Annotated in this window: 29 protein-coding genes; 17 read left to right on the top strand and 12 right to left on the bottom strand. The window is 72.8% G+C overall.

Features of this window, described 5'->3' with window-relative positions; genetic code table 11:
• Positions 1-44: 44 nt before the first annotated feature.
• Positions 45-407, top strand: coding sequence for a SpoIIAA family protein (locus ACX9MN_RS01630; protein ID WP_020093645.1), 363 nt, complete (start codon positions 45-47; stop codon positions 405-407).
• Positions 408-413: 6 nt separating this feature from the next.
• On the opposite strand, the gene ACX9MN_RS01635 is transcribed toward ACX9MN_RS01630, so the two are convergent.
• The 6 genes from ACX9MN_RS01635 to ACX9MN_RS01660 all read right to left on the bottom strand — a co-directional run bounded on the left by ACX9MN_RS01635 (position 414) and on the right by ACX9MN_RS01660 (position 4,845).
• Positions 414-803, bottom strand: a complete 390-nt coding sequence (locus tag ACX9MN_RS01635; protein WP_489723585.1) for a hypothetical protein — start codon at positions 801-803, stop codon at positions 414-416.
• Positions 804-1,303: 500 nt separating this feature from the next.
• Positions 1,304-1,510, bottom strand: coding sequence for a Trm112 family protein (locus ACX9MN_RS01640; protein ID WP_489723586.1), 207 nt, complete (start codon positions 1,508-1,510; stop codon positions 1,304-1,306).
• A 12-nt stretch (positions 1,511-1,522) separates the two neighbouring features.
• Positions 1,523-2,188, bottom strand: a complete 666-nt coding sequence (locus tag ACX9MN_RS01645) for an LON peptidase substrate-binding domain-containing protein (RefSeq protein WP_020093642.1) — start codon at positions 2,186-2,188, stop codon at positions 1,523-1,525.
• Positions 2,189-2,237: 49 nt separating this feature from the next.
• Positions 2,238-3,152, bottom strand: a complete 915-nt coding sequence (gene trxA, locus ACX9MN_RS01650) for a thioredoxin (protein WP_020093641.1) — start codon at positions 3,150-3,152, stop codon at positions 2,238-2,240.
• 82 nt (positions 3,153-3,234) lie between these two features.
• Entirely contained in the window at positions 3,235-3,702 is a 468-nt protein-coding gene (locus ACX9MN_RS01655) for a hypothetical protein (RefSeq protein ID WP_489723587.1), read from the bottom strand.
• A 165-nt stretch (positions 3,703-3,867) separates the two neighbouring features.
• Entirely contained in the window at positions 3,868-4,845 is a 978-nt protein-coding gene (locus tag ACX9MN_RS01660) for a glutathione S-transferase family protein (protein WP_489723588.1), read from the bottom strand.
• Between the two features lie 213 nt (positions 4,846-5,058).
• Here ACX9MN_RS01660 and ACX9MN_RS01665 point away from each other — a divergent pair, with 213 nt between their 5' ends.
• Complete coding sequence (locus ACX9MN_RS01665; RefSeq protein WP_042671783.1) at positions 5,059-5,283, top strand: hypothetical protein; 225 nt, start codon at positions 5,059-5,061, stop codon at positions 5,281-5,283.
• Here ACX9MN_RS01665 and ACX9MN_RS01670 read toward each other — a convergent pair.
• Entirely contained in the window at positions 5,277-6,245 is a 969-nt protein-coding gene (locus ACX9MN_RS01670) for an alginate O-acetyltransferase AlgX-related protein (RefSeq protein WP_026605004.1), read from the bottom strand. The genes ACX9MN_RS01665 and ACX9MN_RS01670 overlap by 7 nt on opposite strands.
• Positions 6,246-6,428: 183 nt before the next feature.
• Here ACX9MN_RS01670 and ACX9MN_RS01675 point away from each other — a divergent pair, with 183 nt between their 5' ends.
• The 5 genes from ACX9MN_RS01675 to ACX9MN_RS01695 all read left to right on the top strand — a co-directional run bounded on the left by ACX9MN_RS01675 (position 6,429) and on the right by ACX9MN_RS01695 (position 10,652).
• The gene (locus tag ACX9MN_RS01675; RefSeq protein ID WP_489725202.1) at positions 6,429-7,451 is read left to right on the top strand and encodes an SPL family radical SAM protein; all 1,023 of its coding nucleotides are present in this window, start codon (positions 6,429-6,431) and stop codon (positions 7,449-7,451) included.
• Positions 7,452-7,477: 26 nt separating this feature from the next.
• Positions 7,478-7,996: a 2'-5' RNA ligase family protein gene (locus ACX9MN_RS01680; RefSeq protein ID WP_489723589.1), complete on the top strand. Its 519-nt coding sequence runs from the start codon at positions 7,478-7,480 to the stop codon at positions 7,994-7,996.
• Positions 7,997-8,027: 31 nt separating this feature from the next.
• On the top strand, positions 8,028-8,786 hold the full coding sequence (locus tag ACX9MN_RS01685; RefSeq protein ID WP_020093634.1) for a phosphatase PAP2 family protein: 759 nt from the start codon (positions 8,028-8,030) through the stop codon (positions 8,784-8,786).
• A 102-nt stretch (positions 8,787-8,888) separates the two neighbouring features.
• Positions 8,889-9,257, top strand: a complete 369-nt coding sequence (locus ACX9MN_RS01690; RefSeq protein WP_447695419.1) for a PilZ domain-containing protein — start codon at positions 8,889-8,891, stop codon at positions 9,255-9,257.
• An 84-nt stretch (positions 9,258-9,341) separates the two neighbouring features.
• Positions 9,342-10,652: a Gfo/Idh/MocA family protein gene (locus ACX9MN_RS01695; RefSeq protein WP_489723590.1), complete on the top strand. Its 1,311-nt coding sequence runs from the start codon at positions 9,342-9,344 to the stop codon at positions 10,650-10,652.
• A 6-nt stretch (positions 10,653-10,658) separates the two neighbouring features.
• Here ACX9MN_RS01695 and flgH read toward each other — a convergent pair whose 3' ends face one another.
• The 4 genes from flgH to flgF are packed head-to-tail and all read right to left on the bottom strand — an operon-like array spanning position 10,659 to position 14,168.
• Positions 10,659-11,408 (bottom strand): flagellar basal body L-ring protein FlgH, encoded by a 750-nt coding sequence (gene flgH / locus ACX9MN_RS01700; protein WP_020093631.1) that lies wholly within the window; start codon positions 11,406-11,408, stop codon positions 10,659-10,661.
• Between the two features lie 36 nt (positions 11,409-11,444).
• The gene (gene flgA / locus ACX9MN_RS01705; protein WP_170868142.1) at positions 11,445-12,587 is read right to left on the bottom strand and encodes a flagellar basal body P-ring formation chaperone FlgA; all 1,143 of its coding nucleotides are present in this window, start codon (positions 12,585-12,587) and stop codon (positions 11,445-11,447) included.
• Between the two features lie 35 nt (positions 12,588-12,622).
• The gene (flgG, locus tag ACX9MN_RS01710) at positions 12,623-13,414 is read right to left on the bottom strand and encodes a flagellar basal-body rod protein FlgG (RefSeq protein WP_020093629.1); all 792 of its coding nucleotides are present in this window, start codon (positions 13,412-13,414) and stop codon (positions 12,623-12,625) included.
• Positions 13,415-13,427: 13 nt separating this feature from the next.
• On the bottom strand, positions 13,428-14,168 hold the full coding sequence (gene flgF, locus ACX9MN_RS01715; RefSeq protein WP_020093628.1) for a flagellar basal-body rod protein FlgF: 741 nt from the start codon (positions 14,166-14,168) through the stop codon (positions 13,428-13,430).
• Positions 14,169-14,423: 255 nt separating this feature from the next.
• Here flgF and fliL point away from each other — a divergent pair, with 255 nt between their 5' ends.
• From fliL to ACX9MN_RS01755, 8 genes are all read left to right on the top strand, one after another.
• Positions 14,424-14,978: a flagellar basal body-associated protein FliL gene (gene fliL, locus ACX9MN_RS01720; RefSeq protein WP_020093627.1), complete on the top strand. Its 555-nt coding sequence runs from the start codon at positions 14,424-14,426 to the stop codon at positions 14,976-14,978.
• A 64-nt stretch (positions 14,979-15,042) separates the two neighbouring features.
• A complete protein-coding gene (gene fliM, locus ACX9MN_RS01725; protein ID WP_091681367.1) occupies positions 15,043-16,260 on the top strand; it encodes a flagellar motor switch protein FliM in 1,218 nt (405 codons plus the stop codon).
• 19 nt (positions 16,261-16,279) lie between these two features.
• Positions 16,280-16,810 (top strand): DUF6468 domain-containing protein, encoded by a 531-nt coding sequence (locus ACX9MN_RS01730; RefSeq protein WP_020093625.1) that lies wholly within the window; start codon positions 16,280-16,282, stop codon positions 16,808-16,810.
• Positions 16,807-17,673 carry a MotE family protein gene (locus ACX9MN_RS01735; RefSeq protein WP_020093624.1) on the top strand — a complete coding sequence of 289 codons (867 nt, stop codon included), beginning with the start codon at positions 16,807-16,809 and terminating at the stop codon, positions 17,671-17,673. Before ACX9MN_RS01730 ends, ACX9MN_RS01735 begins: the two co-directional genes overlap by 4 nt.
• 133 nt (positions 17,674-17,806) lie before the next feature.
• A complete protein-coding gene (locus tag ACX9MN_RS01740) occupies positions 17,807-19,444 on the top strand; it encodes an ABC transporter ATP-binding protein (RefSeq protein ID WP_091979434.1) in 1,638 nt (545 codons plus the stop codon).
• 2 nt (positions 19,445-19,446) lie between these two features.
• Positions 19,447-20,667, top strand: coding sequence for a phosphopentomutase (locus ACX9MN_RS01745; RefSeq protein WP_091924921.1), 1,221 nt, complete (start codon positions 19,447-19,449; stop codon positions 20,665-20,667).
• Positions 20,668-20,679: 12 nt separating this feature from the next.
• Entirely contained in the window at positions 20,680-20,871 is a 192-nt protein-coding gene (locus ACX9MN_RS01750; protein WP_012317818.1) for a DUF1192 domain-containing protein, read from the top strand.
• 3 nt (positions 20,872-20,874) lie between these two features.
• Positions 20,875-22,173: a leucine-rich repeat-containing protein kinase family protein gene (locus tag ACX9MN_RS01755; protein ID WP_489723591.1), complete on the top strand. Its 1,299-nt coding sequence runs from the start codon at positions 20,875-20,877 to the stop codon at positions 22,171-22,173.
• Positions 22,174-22,212: 39 nt separating this feature from the next.
• On the opposite strand, the gene ACX9MN_RS01760 is transcribed toward ACX9MN_RS01755, so the two are convergent.
• The gene (locus ACX9MN_RS01760; protein ID WP_489723592.1) at positions 22,213-22,812 is read right to left on the bottom strand and encodes a cysteine hydrolase family protein; all 600 of its coding nucleotides are present in this window, start codon (positions 22,810-22,812) and stop codon (positions 22,213-22,215) included.
• Positions 22,813-22,983: 171 nt separating this feature from the next.
• On the opposite strand from ACX9MN_RS01760, the gene ACX9MN_RS01765 reads away from it, so the two are divergent.
• Positions 22,984-23,985 (top strand): lytic transglycosylase domain-containing protein, encoded by a 1,002-nt coding sequence (locus tag ACX9MN_RS01765; RefSeq protein WP_489723593.1) that lies wholly within the window; start codon positions 22,984-22,986, stop codon positions 23,983-23,985.
• An 83-nt stretch (positions 23,986-24,068) separates the two neighbouring features.
• Entirely contained in the window at positions 24,069-24,971 is a 903-nt protein-coding gene (locus tag ACX9MN_RS01770) for an alpha/beta hydrolase (protein ID WP_489723594.1), read from the top strand.
• The last annotated feature ends 71 nt before the right edge of the window (positions 24,972-25,042 follow it).

Genomic DNA, 25,042 nt, shown 5'->3' on the forward strand with positions numbered 1-25,042 from the left:
GGAGACCGGCTACGGGACGCATGCGGTTCCCGGAGGAGCGATCAGTGCTGACCTACACCAAGACGCCGGATTCGAATGTCGCCGAGATCGTGGTCGACGGGAAGATCACCGACGAGGAGATGAACGCGGCGATGACCGCGATGAAGGCCGACCTCGACAAGGGCGGCAAGATCAAGCTGCTCGAGGATATCCGCGCCTTCGAGGGCATGGAGCCCGCGGCCTTCTTCAAGGACCCGCGCTTCGGCATCTCGATGATGAAGAGCATCAGCCACGTCGCCCTGGTGACGGACGCGCCCTGGCTGAAGGCGCTGGCCGAGACCTTCAACTTCGTGTCGCCGACCCAGATCAAGGTGTTCGAGCGCGCCCGCATCGACGAGGCGCGGAGCTGGCTCGCCGCGGCCGCCTGAGCGACCTCAGTCGGCCTGCGCGGTGCGGGTGTCGCTGCGCCGCGCGGTCCAGTGGCCCGAGCACAGGGACGAGACCTTCCAGGTGCCGGCGCCGCTGCCGGCCTGGAGCCGGCCGGTGCCGGTTCCGCTCGCCGTCCCGTTGCTGACCGTGATGCCGACGCTGCCGTCGGGCCGCACGTGGCCGTTGACCTGCGCCCCAGCGCCGCCGGAAATGAGCTGCACCTGCCCCTCGCGGATCGCGAGCGCGTAGGTGTAGCGGGCGCTGCACAGGCCGCTCTCCGTCACCAGCTCCACCGACCACCGCCCGTTATGCGCGCTCGGCCCCGCGCTGGCGGGCAGGCACGTCGGGAGGAGAAGGCCGGCGGCGAGGGCCGCGACCGCGGTCAGCTTGGTCATGCGATGCAATCTTTCAGCGAAGCGGACACCGCCGGAAGCGGCGTGCACGGTCAGAATCATCGATCGAGGATGACTCGACGCTGAACGATGGAAGCGGCAAGAGTATGGCTGCCTCCCGCCTGTTCAAGATAGATTACGGCCGGCAGTCTCCCGGCCAATAGTCAAGCTCGTTGCGGACGATGCTGTGGACTGATCTGCCGACCGGAGCGTCCAAGTCTCCGCTCATCACGGAGGAGACGGAGGCGGCCGAGGTCCTGCTCGCGCATGTCGAGGATCGCCGGGCCCGCGGGAAAGCGCCCGCGAGACCGCGGCCGAACCTGCCCGCGCGGGAGAGCCTCGGGCGCCTCGGGGCGGGCCGGCGATTGAGCGACCGGCCTCGATCGGGCCGGGCGGGATCCATGATCGGATCCGTCGGCGGGCGCGGGCAGCCGACCAGCGCGCCGCGCCACCCTCTCGGGTTGTGACGGGCCGCGCGGGACGGCCGGAGCGATTCGCGGTGCTCAGTCGGTGAGCGGCCGGGCTTCCTCGGGCAGCATGATCGGGATCCCGTCGCGGATCGGGTAGGCGAGCTTCGCCGAGCGGCTGATCAGCTCCTGCCGGGCCGAATCGTATTCCAGGGTGCCCTTGGTCAGCGGGCAGACCAGGATCTCCAGGAGCTTCGGGTCGACGCGGGTCGCCTCGACGGGGGCGGTGGGATCGTTGGACATCGGTGGGGCAACCTATTGCATCGGCGACTCGGGACCCGAGCCGCGAACCAGTTCCATCTGCGTGACCGCGATCAGGATCTCGGCCCGGGTCTTCAGGTCGGGAGCCTCCAGCATCGCCTGCTTCTCGCGCACGCCGAACGGGCTCATCATGCACAGGGCGTTGACCAGCGCCTCGTCGGGCGCCTCGTCGATCCCGGCCCAGTCCACCTTGAGGTCGTTCGACTCCACGAAATCGCGCAGCGCCTTGAGGACGCCCTCGCGGTCGACCTGCTCCTCGCCCGCCCGCGGCTCGAAGTCCACCGCGAACTCGTCGTAGGAGACGTGGCAGCGGCGATAGGGGCCGATCGAGGCCAGCTCGCTCTCGACCCGGAACCGGGTGACGCCGGTGAGCGAGATCAGGTACCGGCCGTCGCCGGTCTCGGCGTACTGGGTGACGCGGCCCGCGCAGCCGACGCGGTAGAGCTTCGGATTCGATCCGCCCGACCCTTCCGGGTCGGGCTGGATCATCCCGATGATCCGGTCCGTCCGCATGGCATCGTCGACCATCGCGAGGTAGCGCGGCTCGAAGATGTTGAGCGGCATCTGTCCCCGCGGCAGCAGCAGCGCGCCGGACAGCGGGAAGACCGGGATCACGGCCGGGCAATCCGCGGGGCCCTTGTAGCTCGCATGGGTGCTCATGGCGCCTCCCAGAGGGGCCGATCGGTGGGCCGGCGCGCGAGCCGGTGCCTCACGAGAACAGAAGTGCCGAGAGCTTGCGCCGGCCGCGGATCGTGTCGGGGTCCATCACGCCCCAGGCCTCGAAGAATTGCAGCAGCTGCTTGCGCGCACCGTCCTCGTTCCAGTCCTTGTCGCGCTTGCGCAGCTCGATCAGGTGATCGACCGCCTGGCCGCGCTCCCCCCGGGCGGCGAGCCCGAGCGCGAGGTCGAACCGCGCCTGATGGGCGTCCGGGTTGGCCTCGACCTCGCGCTGCAGGCCCGCGAGGTCGCCCAGCGACGCCGCCTGCTCGGCGAGTTCCAGGGCGGCGCGGATGCCGACGAGCGCCGGGTCGCCGGCCTTCGCCTCCGGAACCATCGCCAGGACGCGCTTGGCGTTCTCGATCTCGCCCGCGTCGAGCTGCATCTTGGCGAGGCCGGCCAGCGCGGTGACGTTATCGGGCTGCTGCTCCAGCACGGCCGCGTAGATCTCGGCGGCGCCGGCGAGGTCGCCTTCCTGGATCAGGGCCGCCGCGTCGGCGAGGGCCGCCTCCAACGGGTCCTGCTGCGGACCGGCCACGCGCGCGATCAGCTCCTTGATCTGGCTCTCCGGGACCGCGCCCATGAAGCCGTCGACCGGCTGGCCCTTCTGGAAGACGATGACCGCCGGGATCGACTGGATGCCGAGCTGACCGGCGATCGAGGGATGCTCGTCGATGTTCATCTTCGCGAGGACGACCGCGCCCGCGGCTTCCCGGACGACCTTCTCCAGGACCGGCGTGAGCTGCTTGCAGGGCCCGCACCAGGGCGCCCAGAAATCGACCAGGACCGGCCGGTTCATCGACTCGGCGATGACATCCTGACGGAAGCTCGCGGTGGTCGTGTCCTTGATGAGGGAGCCGGTGTCGCCGGCCGGGGTACCGCCCGCGGCGAGGGTGTCGTTGAGCATCGGTCTGGCTTCGGAACCTTTTTCGTGGAGCGCCTTAAATGGGGCTTCCGCCCCGGTCTGACCAGCCCGGAGGGCCGGATCCTCAGCGCGGCGGCGCGGCGGCCGGCGCGCCCGCCGCCGCCTTGGCGGCGGTCACGAAGGTGCCGGCGAAGGGACGCCCGTCGGCGGTGCTGGCCTCGCAGGTGATCGCGGTGCGCCCGGCTTCCGGGGTCGAGAAGCGGCAGGCGCCGATCGCGAGGATCGGGGCGCCGTCCTTGCCCGTGGTGACGACGTTGATCGGCTGCAGCGGATCGGTCTCCTCGGTGGCCTCCTGCTGGGCGCCGTTGCCGCTGAAGCTGAGGGTCTGACCGTCGGAGGTCGTGAAGTCGAAGCTCGTGCGGTTGCGGCTCACCGCGTTCGTCAGGACGTTGCTGCAGGCCGCGCTCAGGTCCTGCGTGCCGATGACGAGCTTCTCGCAGGTCCCTTCCAGCCGCAGCGCCGCCTGGGCGCGGGCCGCAAAGGGCAGGCTGACGAGGGCGCAGAGCAGCGCGAGGCGCAGGCTGTTGGTCATGGCGTGTCGGGCATCCTCCGGTTGAGAGCCGAACTAGGCGCGCCGCGCACGCCGTCGAGGGGCACGGCCCCCGGACCGGCGCGACGGGAGGTGTGTCGCGGACGCGCCGGACGCCCTCAACCCTACCCGCACGGGCGCGGAAGGGACGCCGGGCGGGGCGGCCCGCTAGCCCGCGAACCGCAGGGCCCGGTCGTTCGGCGCGGCGAGGTCGAGGTCCGGCCCGAGGGGCACGATCCCCGTCGGATTGATGGTCGGATGGCTCTCGTAATAGTGCCGCTTGATGTGGGTGAGGTTCACGGTCGGCGCGACGCCCGGCAGCGCGTAGAGGTCGCGGAGGTAGTTCGACAGGTTCGGGTAGTCGGCGATCCGGCGCCTGTTGCACTTGAAGTGCCCGACATAGACCGCGTCGAACCGCACCAGCGTCGTGAACAGCCGGATGTCGGCCTCGGTCAGCCGGTCCCCGCAGAGGTAGCGGCTCCGGTCGAGGCGCGCCTCGAGCGCGTCGAGTTCCGCGAACAGCGCCTCGAAGGCCTGGGCGTAGGCCTCCTGCATGGTCGCGAAGCCCGCCTTGTAGACGCCGTTGTTCACGCGGTCGTAGACGCGGCCGTTCACGGCGTCGATCTCGGCGCGCAGGTCCGGGGGATAGAGGTCGGGGCCGGTGCCCCCGAAGGCGTCGTTCAGCATCCGCAGGATCTCGGCGGATTCGTTCGACACGATGGTGGCGCGCTCCCGATCCCAGAGGGTCGGGACGGTGACCCGGCCGCTGTAGGACGGGTCCGCCGCCAGGTAGACCTCGTAGAGGCGCCGGGCGCCGTGGATCGGGTCGGGCGTCGCGCCCGGCGTGTCGCCGAAGACCCAGCCCTCCGCGCCCATGTGCGGGTCGACCACCGAGACGGAGATCGCGTCCTCCAGCCCCTTGAGCGTCCGGCCGATCAGTGTGCGGTGCGCCCACGGACAGGCCAGGGACACGTAGAGATGGTAGCGCCCCGGCTCGCCGCGGAAGCCGCCCGCGCCGGAGGGGCCTGCCGACCCGTCGGCGGTGACCCAGTTGCGGAAGGCCGAGGCCTTGCGCTCGAAACGGCCGCCCGTCGCGGCGGTGTCGTACCACTGGTCGCGCCAGATGCCGTCTACGAGGAGGCCCATCGTCGTCTCCGCCTGTCCGAGAGGTCCGACCGAGATGGGCCTCGCGCGGTCGGTGTGAAGGGACGCGTCCGCCCGCGAACGCCACGCAAGGCAGGCCTGCGCCCGGCTGTCTGTTGCGGTGCAGCAAAGTCCGCCATGTCTCGCGTCACCCACCCGTCGCCGTGCGCGTGCCGCAGCTGCCCGACCCGGTGGGGGATCGATGGAGGTGAAGTGATGTCGTTCGCGCTGGTGCCCGTCGCCGAGGCGGCCCTGTTCACGTTCGGGTGCCTGGTGATCCACGCCCTGCGGCGCCACGCCGACGTGGTCACCGCGACGCTCGCGTGCCTCGCGACGCTCCTCGTCCTGATGATCGGCATCGCCTGCGCGCCGGAATCCTTCGCGAAGTATCAGGCGGCGAGCGTCGCCGACTTCGCCCGCCTGGATCAGGCCATCTACTGAGGCTTCGCCCCGCGGCCGACGGCGTCGAGGCCGCCGGTCCGGAGCTTCGCGAGGCGGCCGCCGGTCCCGCGCTGGCCGGCGACGGCCACGTCGAAATCGTCCTTCGGGAGCTTGGCGAGGAAGCGCTCGGCGATTTCGAACAGAAGGATGTCGGCGCGGACCCGCTCGATATAGGCCCAGTCGAGGCTCGACGACCAGACGAAGTGCACCTCGCTGAAGCTCTCGGCGAGCAGCCCGGTCAGCAGGAACGGGTCGAAATGGGCGCAGGAATCGCCGAACAGGACGAGCCGGCGCGGATCGGCCGCCGGTGACGCGTTCCGGTAGACGACATGCGCGCCGACATGCACCTCCCGGTCGCGCCCTTCCGCCTCGTAGGCGGCGAGCAGCGGCCCGGTCTCGACCCGCGACGCGTCGCGCTGCAGCATGAACCGTTCCAGGCGCTCGCGCGGCCGCTCCGGCAGCTTCTCGCCGAGATCCATGAGCTGGTCCGAGACGATGCCCGGACGCGCGCCGATGTCGGCCGGCGGGATCGCCCCGAGCGCCCGCATGATCGCGCGGTAGGCCAGCAGGCAGCCCTGCGCGGTCCAGTGCGTGTCGGTGCGCAGGTAGAGCGGCACCGGCCCGTTCCGGGCGGCGCGGAGCGGGGCGAGAAGGTCGAGATAGGCCGGATGCCGGGCGAGGCTGCGGGCCAGCCGCCGGGTCGAGGCCTTGCCGGGGGCGTAGCGCAGGCCGTCGGTCTTGTCGTCGTAGACCGACAGCTTCTCCGGCACGATCACGTGCAGGCAGCGGATGCCGAGGCTCTCGGCCCGCCGCGCGCGGGCCTTGATCAGCCGTGTCCAGCCGCGCAGCAGCAGCCAGTGCCGCAGGCCGCCGCGATACCGGTCCATGACCCGGTTGGTCCCCCCCGTGAGGAATAACCAGCCGTCGCGGCCGACATGTACGCTCTCCCTGCCTGCAGACATGACGGTGCTTTAGCCGCACCGCGAGCGGGCGACTAGGCCGGACCCGGCACCGGGACCGCGCGTTCGTCAGGCATGACGCCCTCCCCTGCCCCGGCCGTCCAGACCCGCGATCGCCCGGAGCTGCCCGGCGGCCCGGAGCCCGCCCGCCCGGCGCGGCTGTGGCGCCCGCGCCGCGTGCTGGTGATGCCCGCCGCCCTGGAGCATGCCCACGGGCGCGCCATGCTGGCCCGCGCCGAGGCGCTGGGCCTGCCGGTCGAGCGGCTGCCGTCGAATCGCCTGCCGAGCCCGCGGGAGCCGGATCCCCGCCGGGCCTACGCGGCCGCCAAGGCGACCCTCGCGCTCACGGTGGCGCCGCCGGCCAAGCTGCGGCTGCAGCCGATCCCGCCCTCGGCCGACTGGCGCTTCGACCTCGCCGAGGGCTGCCCGGCCCACTGCCAGTACTGCTACCTCGCGGGCTCGCTGTCCGGGCCGCCGGTGACCCGCGCCTACGCCAATCTGCCGGCGATCCTCGGCACCCTCGCGGACTATGCGGGGCGCGGCGCGGTGACGTCGGCCTCCGCCGAGCGGGCGCGGGAGGGGACCACCTTCGAGGCGTCCTGCTACACCGATCCCCTCGGCATCGAGCACCTGACCGGCTCGCTCTCGGCGGCGATCCGGCATTTCGGCGCCTGGGACGCGCCGGTGCAGCTGCGCTTCACCACCAAGTTCGCCGCGGTCGAACCCCTCCTCGACCTGCCGCACAACCGGCGCACGCGCATCCGCTTCTCGGTCAATCCGCGGGCGGCCGCGCATTACGAGGGCGGCACCGATCCCCTCGACGCGCGGCTCGCCGCCCTGGCGGCGGCGGCGCGGGCCGGCTACCCGGTCGGCCTGACCGTCGCGCCGATCCTGCCGGTCCCGGACTGGGAGGACGCCTATGCCGGGCTGGTCCGCGCCGCCGCCGACGCGCTGGCCGGCGTGCCCGATCTCGACCTCACCGCCGAACTCATCACCCACCGGTTCACGCCGGGCTCGAAGGCGGTGCTGCGCGGCTGGTATCCCGGCTCGGACCTGCCGCTGGACGAGGCGGAGCGCGTCGAGAAGCGCACCAAGTTCGGCTCGGTGAAGCACGTCTTCCCGAAGCCCCTGATGCAGGCGATGCGCGCCCACCTCACCGCCTGCCTCGCCCGCGACCTGCCGGCCGCGCGGATCCTGTACTGGACCTGAGCGCCCGCGGGCGCCATCTGGCCCCGATGACCGACGCGGACCCCCTGATCCTGACGCTCGCCTTCGACGAGCCGACTTTCGCGCGGTTCGACGGCGAGCGGCGCCGCCACTTCCCGGAAGCCCTGAACCGCATCCCGGCGCACGCGACGCTGTTCCACCACCTGCCGGGCGACCGGCAGCGGGGCGTGATCGAGGCGATCACCGCCCTCGCCCGCACGGTGCCGCCGCCGGAGGTCGCGGTGACCGGCCTGCGCTTCACCGGCCGCGGCGTCGCCTACGCGCTCGACTCCGACGCGCTGGCGCGCTTCCGGGGCCGCCTCGCGCAGGAATTCGCGGCCCACCTCACCGCCCAGGACCGGCAGGGCTGGCGCCCGCACGTCACGGTGCAGAACAAGGTGTCGCCGGACACGGCCCGGGCGCTGCACGCCGACCTGTCGGCGGGGTTCGTGCCGTTCCGGTTCACCGCCCCCGGCACCCTGCTCTGGCGCTACCGCGGCGGCCCCTGGGACGCCGTCGCCCGCCTGCCCTTCGGAGAGAATGCCTGATGGATGTCGACGCACACCGGGAGACCGCGCCATGAGGGCGCCGGGCAACCTGCGGCAGAACCGGCTGATCGAGCCCGCGATGGCGGTCTGGCTGCGGTTGCGCCTGAACGAGGTCGGTCCCCTCGTCGCCCTGCTCTGCCTGAGCATCCTCGGCTACGGGTTCTTCTACCTCGCCCACGAGGTCGGCGAGGGCTCCACCGCGGCCCTCGACCGGCGGATCCTGCTCGCCCTGCGCAACCCCGCCGATCTCGCCGACCCGATCGGGCCGCCCTGGCTCGAGGAGGCGATGCGCGACATCACCGGGCTCGGCAGCGTCTTCACCGTGCTGTTCCTGACCTGCGCGGTGGCGGCCTATCTCGGCGTGTCCGGGCGCCGACGCATCGGTCTCTACGTCCTCGCCGCGGTGGGGAGCGGCGAGCTGGTCTCGACGGTGCTGAAGATCTTCTACCATCGGCCCCGGCCGGACCTCGTGCCCCACGGCATGGAGGTGTTCACGGCGAGCTTCCCGAGCGGCCACGCCACCATGTCGGCGATCGCCTACCTGACCTTGGCGACCCTGATCGCCCGGATCGAGCGCAACCGCCGCGCCAAGGCGCTGGTCCTGGCGCTCGGGGTGAGCGTGACGCTGCTCGTCGGCATCAGCCGCATCTATCTCGGCGTGCACTGGCCGAGCGACGTCCTGGCCGGCTGGTGCATCGGCGCCGCCTGGGCGTCCCTGTGCTGGTTCGTCGCCCTGCAGCTGCAGCGCCGCGGCGAGGTCGAGGCGCCCGACCCGCCGCCGCCCGCCTGAGGCCGCCGTTAAGGTAAACAGACGGTTAAGGTGGACGGGCGGGGGCGGTCCGGGCTGGATGGCGGTTGTCCCCGCAACCGAAACCGTCAGGGTCAGACGATCGTGGTCGAGCGCCGCCGCACTGCCCGACGCCGCGTCTGCCTGGGCGGGCGGCTGCGCGTCGCGGCCTTCCTCCCGGAGATCGACTGCACGGTCCGCGACGTGTCCCTCGACGGGGCGCGGGTCCGGCTGCCGGCGGAGGTTGTGCTCCCCGACTGCGTCGAGCTGTTCATCCCCTGTCGCGGCGAGACCCGGCGCGCCTTCGTGGCCTGGCGCGCGGGCGAGTCGGTCGGCCTCGGCTTCGCCGAGACCCGCGCGGCGACGGAGCCCGAGGCGGTCGCGCGCCGGCTCGCCGCCAGCGAGGCGGAGGTGGCGCGTCTGCGCGCCGCGCTCCTCGACGGAAACAGCCCGGAGCCGGGTCGCGTTCACTGAGGGCGCGGTCCCGCCATCCGGCGGCTCCCGGCGCGGGCGGCGCCCCGGGCGCGGCCCTCCCGATCCGGCGACACGGCGAGGCACATGGCGGACGACACCCGGCTCTCACGACGCACTCTCCTCGCGGCCGGGGGCGCCCTGGCCGGCGCCGCGGCCGGCGGCGGCGCGCAGGCCGCCCCGCCGGCCGCCCCGCCGGCCCCTTCGGTCCCGGCCGATACCGGCGCCGTGCAGGGCGGAAAGGTGATGTTCCCGAACTGGCGCGGGCCGGGCGACCGGCCGCCCGCCCCGAGCCCGGCGCCGCAGCCGCCGGGCCAGCGCGTCGGCTACTGCGTGGTGGGTCTCGGGCGCCTGAGCCTCGACGAGATCCTGCCGGCCTTCGGCGAGTCCAAGCGCGCCCGTCTCGCGGCGGTGACGTCGGGCTCGCCCGACAAGGCGAAGCTCGTGGCGCGGCAGTACGGGCTGCCGGACGACGCCGTCTACGGCTACGACGCGTGGGATCGCCTGAAGGCGAACCCCGACGTCCAGGCGGTCTACATCGTCACGCCGAACGGCGTGCACCGGGACAACGTCGTGGCGGCCGCCGCGGCCGGCAAGCAGGTCCTCTGCGAGAAGCCGATGGCGGTGACCTCGGACGAGTGCCGGGAGATGATCGCGGCCTGCGCGAAGGCCGGCGTCAAGCTGATGATCGCCTACCGGTGCCAGTACGAGCCCCACAACCGGGCCGTGATCAAGCTCGCGCGTTCGGGCGAGTTCGGCCGGCCCCGGCTGATCCAGGCCTTCAACGGCCAGACCACCGGACTGCCGGAGCAGTGGCGCCTGCGCAAGGCGCTGGCGGGCGGCGGCTCGCTGCCGGATATCGGGCTCTACTGCCTGAACACCGCCCGCGCGGTTCTCGGCGAGGAGCCGAACCTGATCCAGGCCCAGATCCACGCGCCGCCAGACGATCCCAAGTACCGCGAGGTCGAGGAGACAGCGAGCTTCACCCTCCACTTCCCGTCCGGCGTGATCGCCCAGTGCCTGACGAGCTACGGGGTCTACGAGGCGCGGAGCCTGACCCTGCACACCGGGACCGCCTCCGTCGATCTCCAGAACGCCTTCGCCTACCAGGGCCAGCGTCTCTACATCGGCCACCGCGACGGCAGGAACGCCGCCCGGGACGAGAAGGTCCTGAGCCCGAAGAACCAGTTCGCCCTGGAGCTGGACCACTTCGCGCGGTGCATCCAGGAGAACCTGCGGCCCCGCACGCCCGGGGAGGAGGGGCTGCAGGACCAGGTCCTGATGGAGGCGATCTACGAGGCCGCCCGCACCGGCGCGCCGGTCAAGGTCGGCCCGCCCCCCGGCGCCGGTTCCGGCCTCGACGTGACGCGCGGGCCGGAGCCGGAGGAGCCGTCCTGAGGTGCCTCAGAACGGCAGCAGGATGTCGACGAGCTGCTGGCCGTAGCGCGGCTGCTGCACGTCGGTGATCTGGCCCCGGCCGCCGTAGGCGATGCGCGCCTGGGCGATCTTGGCCGAGTCGATGGTGTTGTCGGACTCGATGTCCTCCGGCCGCACCACGCCGGCGACGATCATCTCGCGCACCTCGAAATTGACCCGGATCTCCTGCTTGCCCTCGACCACGAGGTTGCCGTTGGGCAGGACCTGGGTCACCACCGCGGCGACGTTCGTCAGGACGGACTCGGTGCGCTGGACCGAGCCGGCCCCGTCATTGGCCATGGCCGAGGTGGCGGAGAGCAGCGCGGTGCTTCCGACGCCGAAGGACTTGCCGACCGCGTTGTTCTCCAGGCCCAGGGCGTTGGGCAGGCCGAAGCTCTCGGTGTTGGCCCGGGAACGCTTGGTCTCGTTGCTGATGTTCGCCTGGTCGGTGACCTTGACCTTCACGGTCAGGATGTCGCCGAGCTTGGCGGCGCGCTGGTCCTTGAAGAAGGCGCGGGAGCCGGTGCGCCACAGCGAGTTCGGCGCGTACGAGACCGGCTGCACGTCCGGCATCGGCATCCGCACCGGCTTGTAGCCCGGCTGCGCGGTCGGGTCCTCGATCGCCGACAGCGCCGGGGTCAGGCCGACCTGCGAGAGGCGGTCGGCGGTGTTGCAGGCGCCGAGCGCGCCGGCGATCAGGGCGGCGGCGAGCGGGTTCAGGACGGTGCGACGGGCCATCGGGCTATCACTCTTCGACGCGTGCAGGGCGGGCGGTCAGCGCAGGGAGGCGGTCGCCTGGACGGGGGCGGCGCCGGCGGCCTGCCGGGCCGCGGGGCTGGGGCTCACCGAGACCCGGCCGGGGCCGATCACGGTGGCCTGCAGGACCTTCTTGGAGGCGACGTTGACGACGTTGACGACGGCGCCCATCCGGCCGGAATCGTTCGACAGGCCGCGCATCGACAGGCTGATGCTCGGCGTCTCGTACACGATGGTCACGTTCTCGCCGCGGGCGACCAGGTCGGGCGGGGCCGTGTCGGTGACCCGCAGCACGGTGCCGGCCGTGAGGGTGTTCTGCGCGACCTCGCCGAGGATGGTCGTGGCGCTGCCCTGCGCGTCGGGGGCGACGGATTCGCGCGGGCGCCGCTCCAGGGCGACGTCGCCCTCTCTGACCGGCTCGCCGCGGTTGAGGTTCCGGGTGAGCACCGCCACCTCGCGCAGCTCCACGACCACGCCGGAGACGCGCAGCGAGACCTGCCGCTCGCCGAGGGTGACGAGGCCCGCGACGCGGCGCGTCCGCGGATCGTAGGTCAGGTCCAGGGCCGCGGCCTGCCCTTCGAGGTCCAGCGGCGCCAGCAGGGTCGGCCCGTCGCCGTCGAGGCGGACCGCGATGTTCTGGGCGTTGAGCCCGTAGCCGGTCTCGAGGCCGCGCTTGAGCGCCGCCTCGATCTCCGGCGGCCCGAGGCGGCGGGCGGCGCGCTGCACGGCGATCTGCAGCCGGCCGCCGGTCTCCAGGCCGCTGAGGCCCAGGGCGGAGGCCGCGTCGAGGATGCGGCGGGTCTGGATCGTCCCGGTGGCGCCGAGGCTGGGCGCGCGGAACAGCGGGCGCGTGGCCAGGCGCTCGGGCGCGCCCTCGACGAGATCGGCGAGCGTCAGGACGTCGCCGCGGGCGGTGACGTCGCCGCGCAGCCGCAGGCCCTCCGCCCGCGCCATGGCGGGGATCGCCAGGGCGCCGAGGGCCGCGAAGGTGAGGAAGGCCAGCAGCGCGCGCAGGATGACGGCGGCGCCGAGGGGCATCACCCGCCGCGGGACGCGCCGCACGATCGGGCTGATGTCGTCCCCGGCCCCCGCGGCGATGCGGGGCAGGTCGAGGGTCCCGAAGTCGGGATCGAGCGGGTCGGGATGCATGCCGGCATACATGTTCAGGGACCTGAAGCGGGGTGCGGGTCGCGCGGTTAGCTGCGGAACATCTGCGTGGTGGTGGAGAGCATCTGGTCGGCGGCGGTGACGACCTTCGAGTTCATCTCGTAGGCGCGCTGCGCGGCGATCAGGGACGAGATCTCCGTGACGGCGTTCACGTTCGCCTCCTCCAGGTAGCTCTGCTGGAGGTTGCCGAAGCCGTCGGCGCCCGGCAGGCCGCTGATCGCCTGCCCGGAGGCGGCGGTCTCGACGAACAGGTTGTCGCCGATCGACTCGAGGCCGACCTTGTTGACGAAGCGCGAGAGCTGGAACTGGCCCAGCGCCTGCGGCGCCGTCTGGCCCGGGATGTTCGCCTGCACGACGCCCGTGGCGCTGATCGTCACGGACGTCGCGTTCTGCGGCACGGTGATCGCCGGATCGAGCAGGTAGCCGTCGCGGGTGACGAGCTGGCCCTGGGCCGAGAGGTCGAAGGAGCCGTCGCGGGAATAGGCGGTCCGGCCGTCCGGCAGCGTCACCCGGAAGAACCCGTCGCCGCGGATCGCGACGTCGTAATCCTTCTCGGTCGAGGACAGCGTCCCCTGCGACATCACGCGGGCCGTCGAGGTGGTCTTCACGCCCGAGCCGAGGCTGAGGCCCGCCGGGAGCTGGGTGTTCTGCTGCGAGGTCGAGGCGCCGGCCCGGCGCATGTTCTGGTAGAGCAGATCCTGGAAGTGCACCTGCTGGCGCTTGTAGCCGGTGGTGCGCAGGTTCGCGATGTTGTTGGAGATGACCTGGACGTTGAGTTCCTGGGCCGCCATGCCGGTGGCGGCGGAGTAGAGGGCGCGCATCGGTCAGGCCTCCTCAGGCGACGTCGGCGAGGCGGCGGATCGCCGTGCCCCGCAGGTCGTCGAGGCGCGAGATCATGCTCGACACCATGGCGTAGGTCCGGTTCACGTCCATGAGCCGGGTCATCTCGATCACCGGGCGGACGTTGGAGCGCTCCAGCGACTCGGGTTCCAGGCGCCCGTCGATCCCGGCGGGGCGGGCGGGCTCCGGCGAGGCGTAGAGGTTGGTCCCCTCGTTGGTCAGCCGCTGCGGGTTGGCGAAGGTGACGAGCTTGATCCGCCCGCGGATGCCGAGATTGGTCGACACGGTGCCGTCGGGGCCGATGGCGAGGCCGGTCTCCTGCGGGTTGATGCTGATCGGGCCGCCCTCGCCCACGACCTTGTAGCCGTCGCTGGTGACGAGCGTGCCCTGCGCGTCGAGCTCGAAGGCGCCGTTCCGGGTGTAGCGCTCACCCTGGGGCGATTGCACGGCGATGAAGGCCGAGCCCTTGACCGCCACGTTGAGCGGGTTGCCGGTCTGCTCGATCGGGCCCTGCCCGAGGTCGAGGCTGGTGCCCTGGTCGATGACGTAGGACAGGCGCCGGTCGGGCCGGGCGAACGAATCCGCGCTCGCCACCGGCATCAGGTATTCCTCGAAGCGGGTGTTCCGCGCCTTGAAGCCCGTGGTCGAGACGTTCGCCATGTTGTTGGCGATCACGTCCAGCTCCCGCTGGAGCGCCATCTGGCTCGACACGCCGACGAAGAGGGCATTCTGCATCGTGGACTCTGGGACTCGCGGGCCGCGGAGGCGGCAACGATCCATTCAGCATCCGCTGTGCCAAACCCGTCTGTGGAAAATTTTAGCGTTGTGACAAGGACTTGGTTAGCGACGCTCGCGTGTCGCGGCGGCACGGGGGCTGCGCCGCGGCAAACCTGACCCGGCAGGAATTGCCTCCTTAACGGCGCGTTAACCGTGATGCTCCGATATCCAGGTGTACCTGGCGCGCGGTCTCCCGCGAGAGAGCATTATTCCATGGCCAAGACGCCGAAAAAGGCCTCCGCCGAGGACGGCGAGGCCAAAGCCGAGGGCGCCCCGAAGGGCAAGAAGAAGCTCATGATCATGGTGGCCCTCGCGGTCCTGATCGCGGGCGGCGGCGCGGGCGCCTTCCTGATGATGCGCGGCGGCGGTCAGGGCGACGGCAAGGAAGCCGCGCAGGGCGGCGGCCATGGCGGCGGGCACGGCGACGCCAAGGGCGCCGGTCCGGACGCCAAGAAGGCCGTGGTCTTCGTCGACGTGCGCGAGATGCTCCTCAACCTCTCTCCCGAGCTGCCCCAGGACAAGGCCAAGTACGCGAAGGTCCGGATCTCGCTGGAGCTGAAGGACGCCAAGGTCGAGGAGGAGGTGAAGCCCCTGATGCCGCGGGTCGAGGACGCGCTGCAGGTCTACATGCGCGAGCTGCGCGCCAGCGACATCACCAACTCGATGGGCCTGTTCCGGCTGCGCGAGGAGCTTCTGCGCCGGATCAACATCGCCCTGTACCCCGCCAAGGTCGACGCGGTGCTGTTCAAGGACGTGATCGTCCAGTGAGCGCGCCCGCGACCCCGTCCCGTCCATCGCGCGCCGCGCCGCGCCGGGCCCCGATCGAGCACGCCTGATGGAACCCGAGGACGAACTCCCCGAGGACGACTGGTCGGCAGCCCTCCTGGAGCAGGGGGCCGAGGGCGGCGACACGTCGCTGGCCGAGGAGTGGGGCGCGGCGCTCGCCGAGCAGGGCACCACGCGCAACGCGGGCGACGTCGCCGCCGAATGGGCGACGATGATCGAGGACGGGGAGAGCGACAACCTCCCCGAGCTCGCCGGCAACGACCGGGTGCTCAACCAGGACGAGATCGACGGCGTCCTCGGCTTCTCCATGCGCGAGCTCTCGGCCTCCGGGGCCGGGGGCGTGCAGGCCATCGTCGATTCGGGCGTCGTCCAGTACGAACGCCTGCCGATGCTGGAGATCGTCTTCGACCGGATGATCCGGTTGCTGTCGACCTCCCTGCGCAACCTGTTCCAGGACAACGTCGAGGTGACCCTCGACAACATCACCTCGGTGCGCTTCGGCGACTACCTGAACGCGATCCCGCTGCCAACGCTGCTGGGCGTGTTCCGGGCCGAGCAGTGGGAGAATTCCGGCCTCGTCACGGTCGACTCGAACCTCGCCTACGCGACCTTCGACCTGCTGCTCGGCGGCAAGCGCGGCGGCTCGTCGAGCCGCCTCGACGGCCGGCCCTTCACCGCCATCGAGATGACGCTGGTGCGCCGCCTCGTCGAGATCGTGCTGGGCGACCTCGAGATGTCGTTCCAGCCGCTCTCGCCCGTGAGCTTCGGCATCGACCGGATCGAGACCAACCCCCGCTTCGCCACTATCACGCGGCCCGGCAACGCCGCGATCCTGATCAGCCTGCGCCTCGACGTCGACGGGCGCGGCGGCATGCTGCAGATCCTGTTCCCGTACGCGACGATCGAGCCGATCCGGGAGCTGCTGACCCAGAGCTTCATGGGCGAGAAGCTCGGCCGCGACCACGTCTGGGAGGGCCATCTCGCCACCGAGATCTGGCAGGCCGACGTGACCATGGACGCGGTGCTGCACGAGATGATGCTGCCGCTGAAGCAGGTCATGAGCCTGAAGGTCGGCGAGACGCTGATGTTCGAGGCCAAGCCCTCGGACCTCATCACCGTGCGCTGCGGCGACTGGGCGCTGACGCAGGGGCGGATCGGCCGGGTCGACGGCCACATCGCCGTCCAGGTCACCCGGCCGCTGCGCCGCTCGCGCACGACGATCCAGGCCTACGAGGCCTCGATGAACAACCGCTCGGACAACTAGTGCCGATGAGGGTCCGGTCATGAGTCTCTTCGTCACCCTCGCGGCCGACATCCTGGTCGCCGTCCTCCTGGCGGCGACCATCGTCACGTCTCTCCGGCTCTCGCGCCGCATCGGCCAGATGAAGGGCGACGAGGCCGCCCTCCGCCAGACCATCGGCGACCTGATGGTCGCGACCGGCACGGCCGAGCGGGCCATCGCGGGCCTGCGGGCGGCGATCGACGAGGGCGACCGCACCCTGAACGCGAGCCTGGAGACCGCCACGATCCGCGCCGGCGAGCTGCGGCTGCAGGTCGAGGCCGGCGAGGGCGTGATCACCCGCATCGGGGCCATCGTGGCGCAGATGCGCGCCGTGCCGGTCCGTCCCGAGCCCGCGCCCGAGCCGAGGCCCGCGCCGCAGGCGGTCCCCGAGCCGACGCGCGCGCCGGAGATCCCGGCCGAGCGCCGGCCGGAGCACGCCAGCCCGAACGGGGAGCGCCTCGGCGTGGCGGCCGCGGCAGCGCTGGCCATGAGCGAGCGCGCCCTCGCCCGCGTCCGGGCGCGCGCCGCGTGACCGGGGTCAAGGCCCCGAAGATCCCGCCGCCGAAGCCGGATCCCGAGGAGCGGATACGCCGCGCCGCGACGCCCGAGCGGCGCGCGCGCCGGAAGCCCGTCCGGCAGTTTCGGCTCCGCCTCATCGACGCCGTGGCGCTCGCGGCCGGTGGGCTGCTCGTGCTCAAGCTGCTCAGCCTGCTGCAGGCCGGCCTGCCGGAGAGCGCGGCGCTGCCGGATTACGGGCGCGCGGTCGCCCGGGCGCGCACCGGCTTCGAGCCCTTCGATCCGGTGACGACCGGTTCGGTGGGCGCCAAGGAGGCGCCGGCAGCCGCGCCCGAGCAGCCGTCGGCCCCTCCCCTGGCCCCGGCCCAGTCCGCACCGCCCGCGGCCGGGAGCTCGGCCTCGCCCACCGAGCGCCTGCTCCTGGAGAAGCTCGGTGCCCGGCGCGACGCCCTGCGTCAGAAGAGCGACGAGCTCGAGCTGCGCGAGAAGATGCTGGGTGAGGCCGAGCGCAAGCTCGAGACCGGGCTCGGCGACCTCAAGAAGGCCGAGGACAAGGTCGACGCCGTCGCGAAGGCGAAGGAGGATGCCGAGAAGCAGGCCCTGAAGAACATCGTCACGATGTACGAGGCGATGAAGCCCAAGGACGCAGCCCGGGTCTTCGACCGGCTCGGGCTCGACGTGCTGGTCCCGATCGTGCTGGCCATGAACCCCCGCAAGATGTCCGAGGTCCTGGCGGTGATGCAGCCCGAGACCGCCGAGCGCCTGACCGTCGCCCTCGCCAACCGCGCCCGCGGCGCGGCCGGACCGCAGGCCCAGGCGGGAACGGGGCTCCCGGCGAACGAGCTGCCGGCGATCGATCCCGGGGCGCCGCTGCGCTAGGTCCGGGCCCGGCCGGACGCAGGGTCGACCTTCCGGGACCGCCGGCCGGCCCGTCCGGCCGCGTCGTGCCGGCCCGCCCCGTGCGGCGTCCGCGCGGGCTAGGGTCCGGGGCCGGGCGCGCTATAAGGGGTCCATGTCAGAGGCCGATCCCCAGCCGCTCCTCGCCGTCGAGGACCTCTCCGTGGCGTTCCGCGCGCGGGAGGGCGAGACCGTGGCGGTCGACGGCGTCTCCTTCACCATCCGCCGCGGCGAGACCGTCGCGCTCGTGGGCGAATCGGGGTCCGGCAAGTCGGTGACCGCGCTGGCGATCCTGCGCCTCCTCGACCCCGCGGCCCGCCAGGACGGGCGGATCCTGTTCGCGGGCCGCGACCTCGCGCGGCTGCCCGAGCGGGCGATGCGGGACGTGCGCGGCGCCGACATCACCATGGTGTTCCAGGAGCCGATGACCTCGTTGAACCCGCTCCACACGATCGAGCGGCAGATCGGCGAGGTGCTCGGCCTGCACCGCGGCCTCGCCGGCAAGGCGGCCCGCCGCCGGATCCTGGAGCTTCTGGAACTCGTGGGCCTGCGCGACGCCGAGCGGCGCATGGGCGCCTACCCGCACGAGCTCTCCGGAGGCCAGCGCCAGCGCGTGATGATCGCCATGGCGCTCGCCTGCGAGCCGGAACTCCTGGTCGCCGACGAGCCGACCACGGCCCTCGACGTGACCGTGCAGGCGCAGATCCTGGCGCTGCTCGCCGACCTGCAGAAGCGCCTCGGCATGGCGATGCTGTTCATCACCCACGATCTCGGCATCGTCGAGCGGATCGCCGACCGCGTCTGCGTGATGCTGAAGGGCAAGATCGTGGAGGCCGGCGCCACCAAGGCGGTCTTCGCGGATCCGCAGGACGCCTACACGCGCCGCCTGATCGCCTCCGAGCCGAAGGGCCGGGCCAACCCCGTCCCGGCCGACGCCGCCCCGCTCCTGGAGGCCGGCCCCCTGAAGGTCTGGTTCCCGCTGAAGTCGGGCCTGCTCCGGCGCGTCACCGGCCATGTCAGGGCCGTGGACGGCGTCTCCCTGCGGGTCCGGACCGGCGAGACCATCGGCGTCGTCGGCGAGTCCGGCTCGGGAAAGACAACCCTCGGCCTCGCCCTCCTGCGGCTCACCGGCTCGGAGGGCCCGATCGTCTTCCTCGGCAAGGCGATCGACGGCTACGGCGCGGCGCAGATGCGCCCGCTGCGGAAGGACATGCAGGTCGTCTTCCAGGATCCCTACGGCTCCCTGTCGCCGCGCATGTCGGTGGCCGACATCGTCGCCGAGGGACTGGTGGTCCAGGGCACGGCGCGCTCCCGAGCGGAGCGCCGGGCCGTGGTCGCCAAGGCGCTCACCGATGTCGGGCTCGATCCGGCCGCCATGGACCGCTACCCGCACGAGTTCTCCGGCGGCCAGCGCCAGCGCATCGCCATCGCGCGGGCGATGGTGCTCAATCCCCGCTTCGTCGTCCTCGACGAGCCGACCTCGGCCCTCGACCGCTCGGTCCAGGCGCAGATCGTGACCCTGCTGCGCGACCTCCAGCGCGAGCGCGGCCTCGCCTACCTGTTCATCAGCCACGACCTGAAGGTGGTGCGGGCGCTCGCCAACTACGTGATCGTCATGCAGAACGGCCGCGTGGTCGAGGAGGGCGCCGCGGAGACGATCTTCGCGAACCCCCAGACCCCCTACACCCGCGCCCTGTTCAAGGCCGCCTTCGCCCTCGAGAGCGACGCCCCCGCCGAGCTGGAGCCCGCCTGACCGTGGCGCGGGCGCTCATCATCGTCCTCGATTCCGTGGGCATCGGCGGGGCCCCGGACGCGGACACGTATGGCGATGCCGGGTCCGACACGCTGGGGCACATCGCCGAGCGCTGCGCGGAGGGCCGCGGCGACCGGGCGGGGCTGCGCGCGGGCCCCCTGCGCCTGCCCCACCTCGCTGAACTCGGGCTCGGCCTGGCGGCCGCCGGGGCCTCGGGCCGGATCCCGCCGCACCTCGCCCCGGCCGGCCCGCCGCGCGGCGCCTACGGCCACGCGGTGGAGACGGCCGCCGGCAAGGACACGCCCTCCGGCCACTGGGAGATCGCCGGCCTGCCCCTGACCGAGCCCTGGGGGCATTTCCCCGAGACCCGGCCGGCCTTCCCGCCGGAGCTGATCCGCGCGCTCGTCGCCGAGGGCGGCCTCCCGGGCATCCTGGGCGACTGCCACGCGCCCGGGGTCGCGATCATCGACGCGCTGGGCGCCGAGCATCTCCGGACCGGCCGGCCGATCTGCTACACCTCGGCCGACAGCGTGTTCCAGATCGCCGCCCACGAGGAGGCGTTCGGGCTGGAGCGGCTCTACGACCTGTGCCGGGTGGCGCGCCGCCTGTGCGACCCCTACCGCGTCTGCCGGGTGATCGCCCGGCCGTTCGTGGGCTCGCCGGAGGCGGGCTTCCGCCGGACCGGCAACCGCAAGGATCTCGCCGTCGCCCCGCCCGGGCGCACGCTGCTCGACCGCGCCGAGGCGGCCGGCCGCGCGGTCGTGAGCGTCGGCAAAATCGGCGACATCTTCGCCCACCGCGCCACCGGGCGCGAGATCAGGCCGGGCCCGAACGCGGCCTGCGTGACGGCGGGGCTCGACGCGCTGGCGACGCTGCCGGAGGGCGGCCTGATCTTCGTCAACCTCGTCGATTTCGACACGGAGCACGGCCACCGCCGCGACGTGCCGGGCTACGCCGCGGAGCTGGAGGCGTTCGACGCGCGGATCCCCGAGATCCTGGCGGCGCTGGCGCCGGGCGACCTCGCGGTGATCACGGCCGACCACGGCAACGATCCGACCTGGACCGGGACCGACCACACCCGCGAGCAGGTCCCAGTGCTGGCCTTCGGCCCCGGCGTGGCCGGCCGGCCGATCGGCCGGCGGGAGACCTTCGCGGATATCGGCGCCACCGTGGCGGCCCATCTCGGCCTCGCCTGGGACGGGGCCGGAACACCGTTCCTGTAGGGAGGACACGACGTGCGGGACGACGACGACCGGCCGCGCAAGGCCGTGGCCCACGAGATCGGGCAGCCCCTCGACACGCTCTCGCTCGGGGATCTCGACGAGCGCGTCGCGCTCCTGCGCGCCGAGATCGCCCGGCTCGAGGCGGCGCGGGCCGCCAAGCAGGCGGCGCAGGGCGCGGCCGACGCGTTCTTCAAGCGGGGCTGAGGCTTGGACCGGCGCGAAACCCTCGCTGCGCTGCGGCGCGGCGATCTCGGCGGCGCGCGCGAGCTGCGGCTGCCCGACGGCCTGACGGAGGTGCCGCGCGAGGTCTTCGCCCTCGCCGACACCCTCGAGGTGCTCGATCTCGGCCGGGGCAGCCTCACCGACCTGCCGGACGATCTCGGCCGCCTGCACCGTCTGCGCGTGCTGTTCTGCTCCGGCAACCCGTTCGCGCGCCTGCCGCCGGTGCTCGGCGCCTGCCCGGCGCTGAGCCAGCTGGGCTTCCGCGGCTGCGGCATCCGCGAGGTACCGGGGGAGTCGCTGCCGCGCGACCTGCGCTGGCTGACCCTGACCGACAACGCGATCGCGGAGCTGCCCGCCGCCCTCGGCGAGCGGCCGCGCCTGCAGAAGCTGATGCTGGCGGGCAACCGGCTCTCCGCGCTGCCCGACAGCCTGTCGGGGGCGGGCAACCTCGAGCTGATCCGGCTCGCCTGCAATCGCCTCGCGGCGCTCCCGCCCTGGCTCGCGCGCCTGCCCCGCCTCGCCTGGATCGCCTATGCCGGCAACCCCGCCGAGCCGGCGACGGCGCCGGTCGCGGCCCCCGCGGTGCCGTGGGCCGACCTCGCCGTCGGCGACCTGCTCGGCGAGGGCGCCTCGGGGCGGGTCCACCGGGCGCGGTGGCGAGATCCGGCCGGCGGGCAGGACGTCGCCCTGAAGCTGTTCAAGGGCGCGATGACCAGCGACGGCCTGCCCGAGCGGGAGATGGAGGCCTGCCTCGCCGCCGGGACGCACCCGGCCCTCACGGGCGCGCTCGGCCGGCTCGAGGGCCATCCCGACGGTGCCCGCGGCCTGCTGCTCCGGCTCCTGCCGGCGCACTGGCGCGCGCTCGCCGGGCCGCCGAGCCTCGCGAGCTGCAGCCGCGACGTCTACGACCCGGACCTGCGCCTCGGCGCCGACACGGTCCTGCGGATCGCCCGCGCCGTGGCCGAGGCGGTGGCGCACCTGCACGGGCGGGGCCTGCTGCACGGCGACGTCTACGCCCACAACACGCTCTGGGATGCCGGGACCGGCGCGGCCGTGCTCAGCGATTTCGGAGCGGCCTCGGCCCTGCCGGACGGGCCGCAAGGCGCGGCGCTGGCGCGGGTCGAGGTCCGCGCCGTCGGCATCCTGATCGGCGAGCTGCTCGACCGCTGCGCGGCGCCGCCGGACTCCCTGCGCGCCCTGGCGCAGGCCTGCACCGGGCCGGATCCCGACGGGCGGCCGGGCCTCGGGGCGGTGATCGCCGAGATCTGGCGGCTCCAGGCCTGATCGCGCGGCCTCGACCGGTGCCGGGAGCGGTCCGCCGTCTCAGTCGGGGATATCGCCCTGCCCGCGCGCGACCACGGCGAACAGGTCGCCGAGGGCCGCGAGGCTCGCGGCCTGGAGCTGGGCCGCCGGCACCACGGCGCCGTCCGGCCCGGGCAGGTCCCGCGTCGCCGTGGCGGCCGCCACGACGGTGGGGCGGAACCCGAGGTTGAAGGCGCTCCGGGCGGTGGAGTTGACGCACATATGCGTCATGAAGCCCGCCAGGACGACGTCCTTCACGCCGATCTGCTCGAGCCGCGCCTGGAGGTCGGTGCCCACGAAGGAGCTCGGATAGGCCTTGGTGATCACCGGCTCGTCGCCCTGCGGCGCCACTTCCGGGCTGATCTGGCCGATCGGGGCGGTCACGTCGTAGGGCGAGCCCGGCCCGGCATCGTGGCGGACATGGATCACCGGGATCCCGGCCTCGCGCGCCCGTCTCAGGAGCGCCGCCGCTTCCCGAAGCGCGGGCTCGACGCCGTCGAGCCGCATCACGCCCTCCCGGTAGGTCTGCTGCAGGTCGATCATCACGAGCGCCGAGCCCCTGAGCGGGGCCGGCGCGGGGCTCAGGCCGGACAGGCCGCGCAGGGTTGCCGGATCGGACATCGGCGGTTCCTCCCGTGGGGCCGCCTCGGAGGCGGCTCTCTGAGCCCGGGACGCTACGACGGCGCGGCCCGGTCGCGCCAGTGTGCAAAGGTGCAACGCTCGTGCGCCGGGGCCGGATGTTCCCCCAGGAAGGTTGGCCGTGCGGATTGATCCTACCCCGCGCGTCGCTACATGCGCGGCGTGACCGCCCCGCCCCTGCGCCTCGGCGCGCTGCTCATCGCCCTCGCCTGCGCGCAGCCGGCCGCGGCCGCCCCGTCCGAGGGGGCGACCGAGACCGTCGAGCAGGCCCTGTGCCGCCTCATCGACGACTCGGCCAAGGCCCGCGGCCTGCCGGTGCCGTTCCTGACGCGCCTGATCTGGCGCGAGAGCAGTTTTCGCGTCGGCGTGGTGAGTCCGGCCGGCGCGCAGGGTGTCGCGCAGTTCATGCCCGGGACCGCCCGGGAGCGCGGCCTCCTCGACCCGTTCGATCCCGAGCAGGCGATCCCGCACGCGGCCCACCTGCTCGCCGACCTGAGGACCCAGTTCGGCAATCTGGGCCTCGCCGCCGCGGCCTATAACGGCGGCGCCGCGCGGGTGAGCAAGTGGCTCGCCGGCGACGGCGGCCTGCCCGCCGAGACGCGGGCCTACGTGGCCAACATCACGGGCCAGCCGGTGGACGACTGGCGGACCGGCCCCGGCAAGGCGATCGAGTTCCCGGAGGGCGGCGCGCCCGCCAAGTCCGACGGCAAGTCCGAGAGCAAGTCCGAGGCGAAGGGTCAGAAGGACGCGACGGACCAGAAGGAGGCCAAGGGGGAGGCCAAGGGGGAGGCCAAGAGGGAGACCAAGCCGGAAGCGCCGCAGACCTGCCTGCAGGTCACCGCCAGCCTGCGCGTCCCGTCGCGCGGCGACCGCTTCGCCCTCGGCCTCAACGAGGGGCCGGCCGCCCCCTGGGGCATCCAGCTCGCCGGCAACTTCTCCAAGGCGCTGGCGCTGCAGAGCTTCAACCGCGCGCGGAGCGCCTACGCCGGGGTGATCGGCGAGGTGCGGCCGATGATCATCGGCACGCGCCTGCGCAACCGCGGGACCCGCGCCTTCTACCGGATCCGCATCCCGGCGCAGAGCCGGCAGGCGGCCGACGACCTGTGCGGCCGCATCCGCAAGGTCGGCGGCGCCTGCTTCGTGCTGCGGACCTGATTTTTCGTGATCCGCCCCGAGAGCGTCATCAATCCGCCCCGAGGGCGGTGCCGTATGGCCCGGTCGGGACAACCGGATGGGATATGACACGTCTCCTCACCGCGCTCGCTAGCCTCCTCTGCCTCGGGCTCGCCGCGTTCGGCTTCACCGCTGCCTCGCCGCTCGCGCTGTTCGACGCGATCGGCCCGCGCGATCCGGGGGGGCGGCTCGCCGCGAAGGACCAGCCCTTCGGCGAGGGTCCGCGGCGGCGGCTCGACGTCTACGTTCCCACCGCGGGCGCCGAGAACGCGCCGGTCCTGGTGTTCTTCTACGGCGGCTCCTGGCAGAGCGGCGCCAAGGACGACTACGCCTTCGTCGGGCACGCCCTCGCGGCGCAGGGCTTCGTCACGGTGCTGCCCGATTACCGGCTCTACCCGGAGGCGCCGTTCCCCGGCTTCCTCGAGGACGGCGCCGAGGCCATCGCGTGGGTGCGCGACAACATCGCCGGATACGGCGGCGACCCGCGCCGCATCGTGCTCGCCGGCCACTCGGCGGGCGCCTACAACGCCGTGATGCTCGGCCTCGACCCGCGCTACGTGATCGCCGCCGGGGTCGATCCCAAGGTGATCAAGGCCGTCGCCGGCCTGTCCGGCCCCTACGACTTCCTGCCGTTCGACCAGGACACCACCGTCAAGGTGTTCGGCAAGGCGACAGATCCGGAGGCCACGCAGCCCGTCGCCTTCGTGGGCCCGCTCTCGCCCCCCGCCTTCCTGGCGACCGGCGACGCCGACACCGTGGTGAAGCCGCGGCACACGGTCAGCCTCGCCGCCAAGCTGCGGGCCGAACACGTCCCGGTCCAGGAGCGGCTCTACCCGGGCCTCGACCACAAGGACACGCTGCTGGCGCTGTCCGTCACCTTCCGCTCGAAGGCGCCGGAACTGGCCGAGATGGCGTCCTTCCTGATGCGGCAATCCGCCGGCCGCTCGCAGTACACGATGCGGCGCTGACCCCGCCTGGATCGCGTCAAGGTTATCGCGCGATCGCGGGGTGCAACATCTGATTTTCCATCGCCCCGCAC

It is taken from the genome of Methylobacterium sp. 1A (assembly GCF_058072805.1).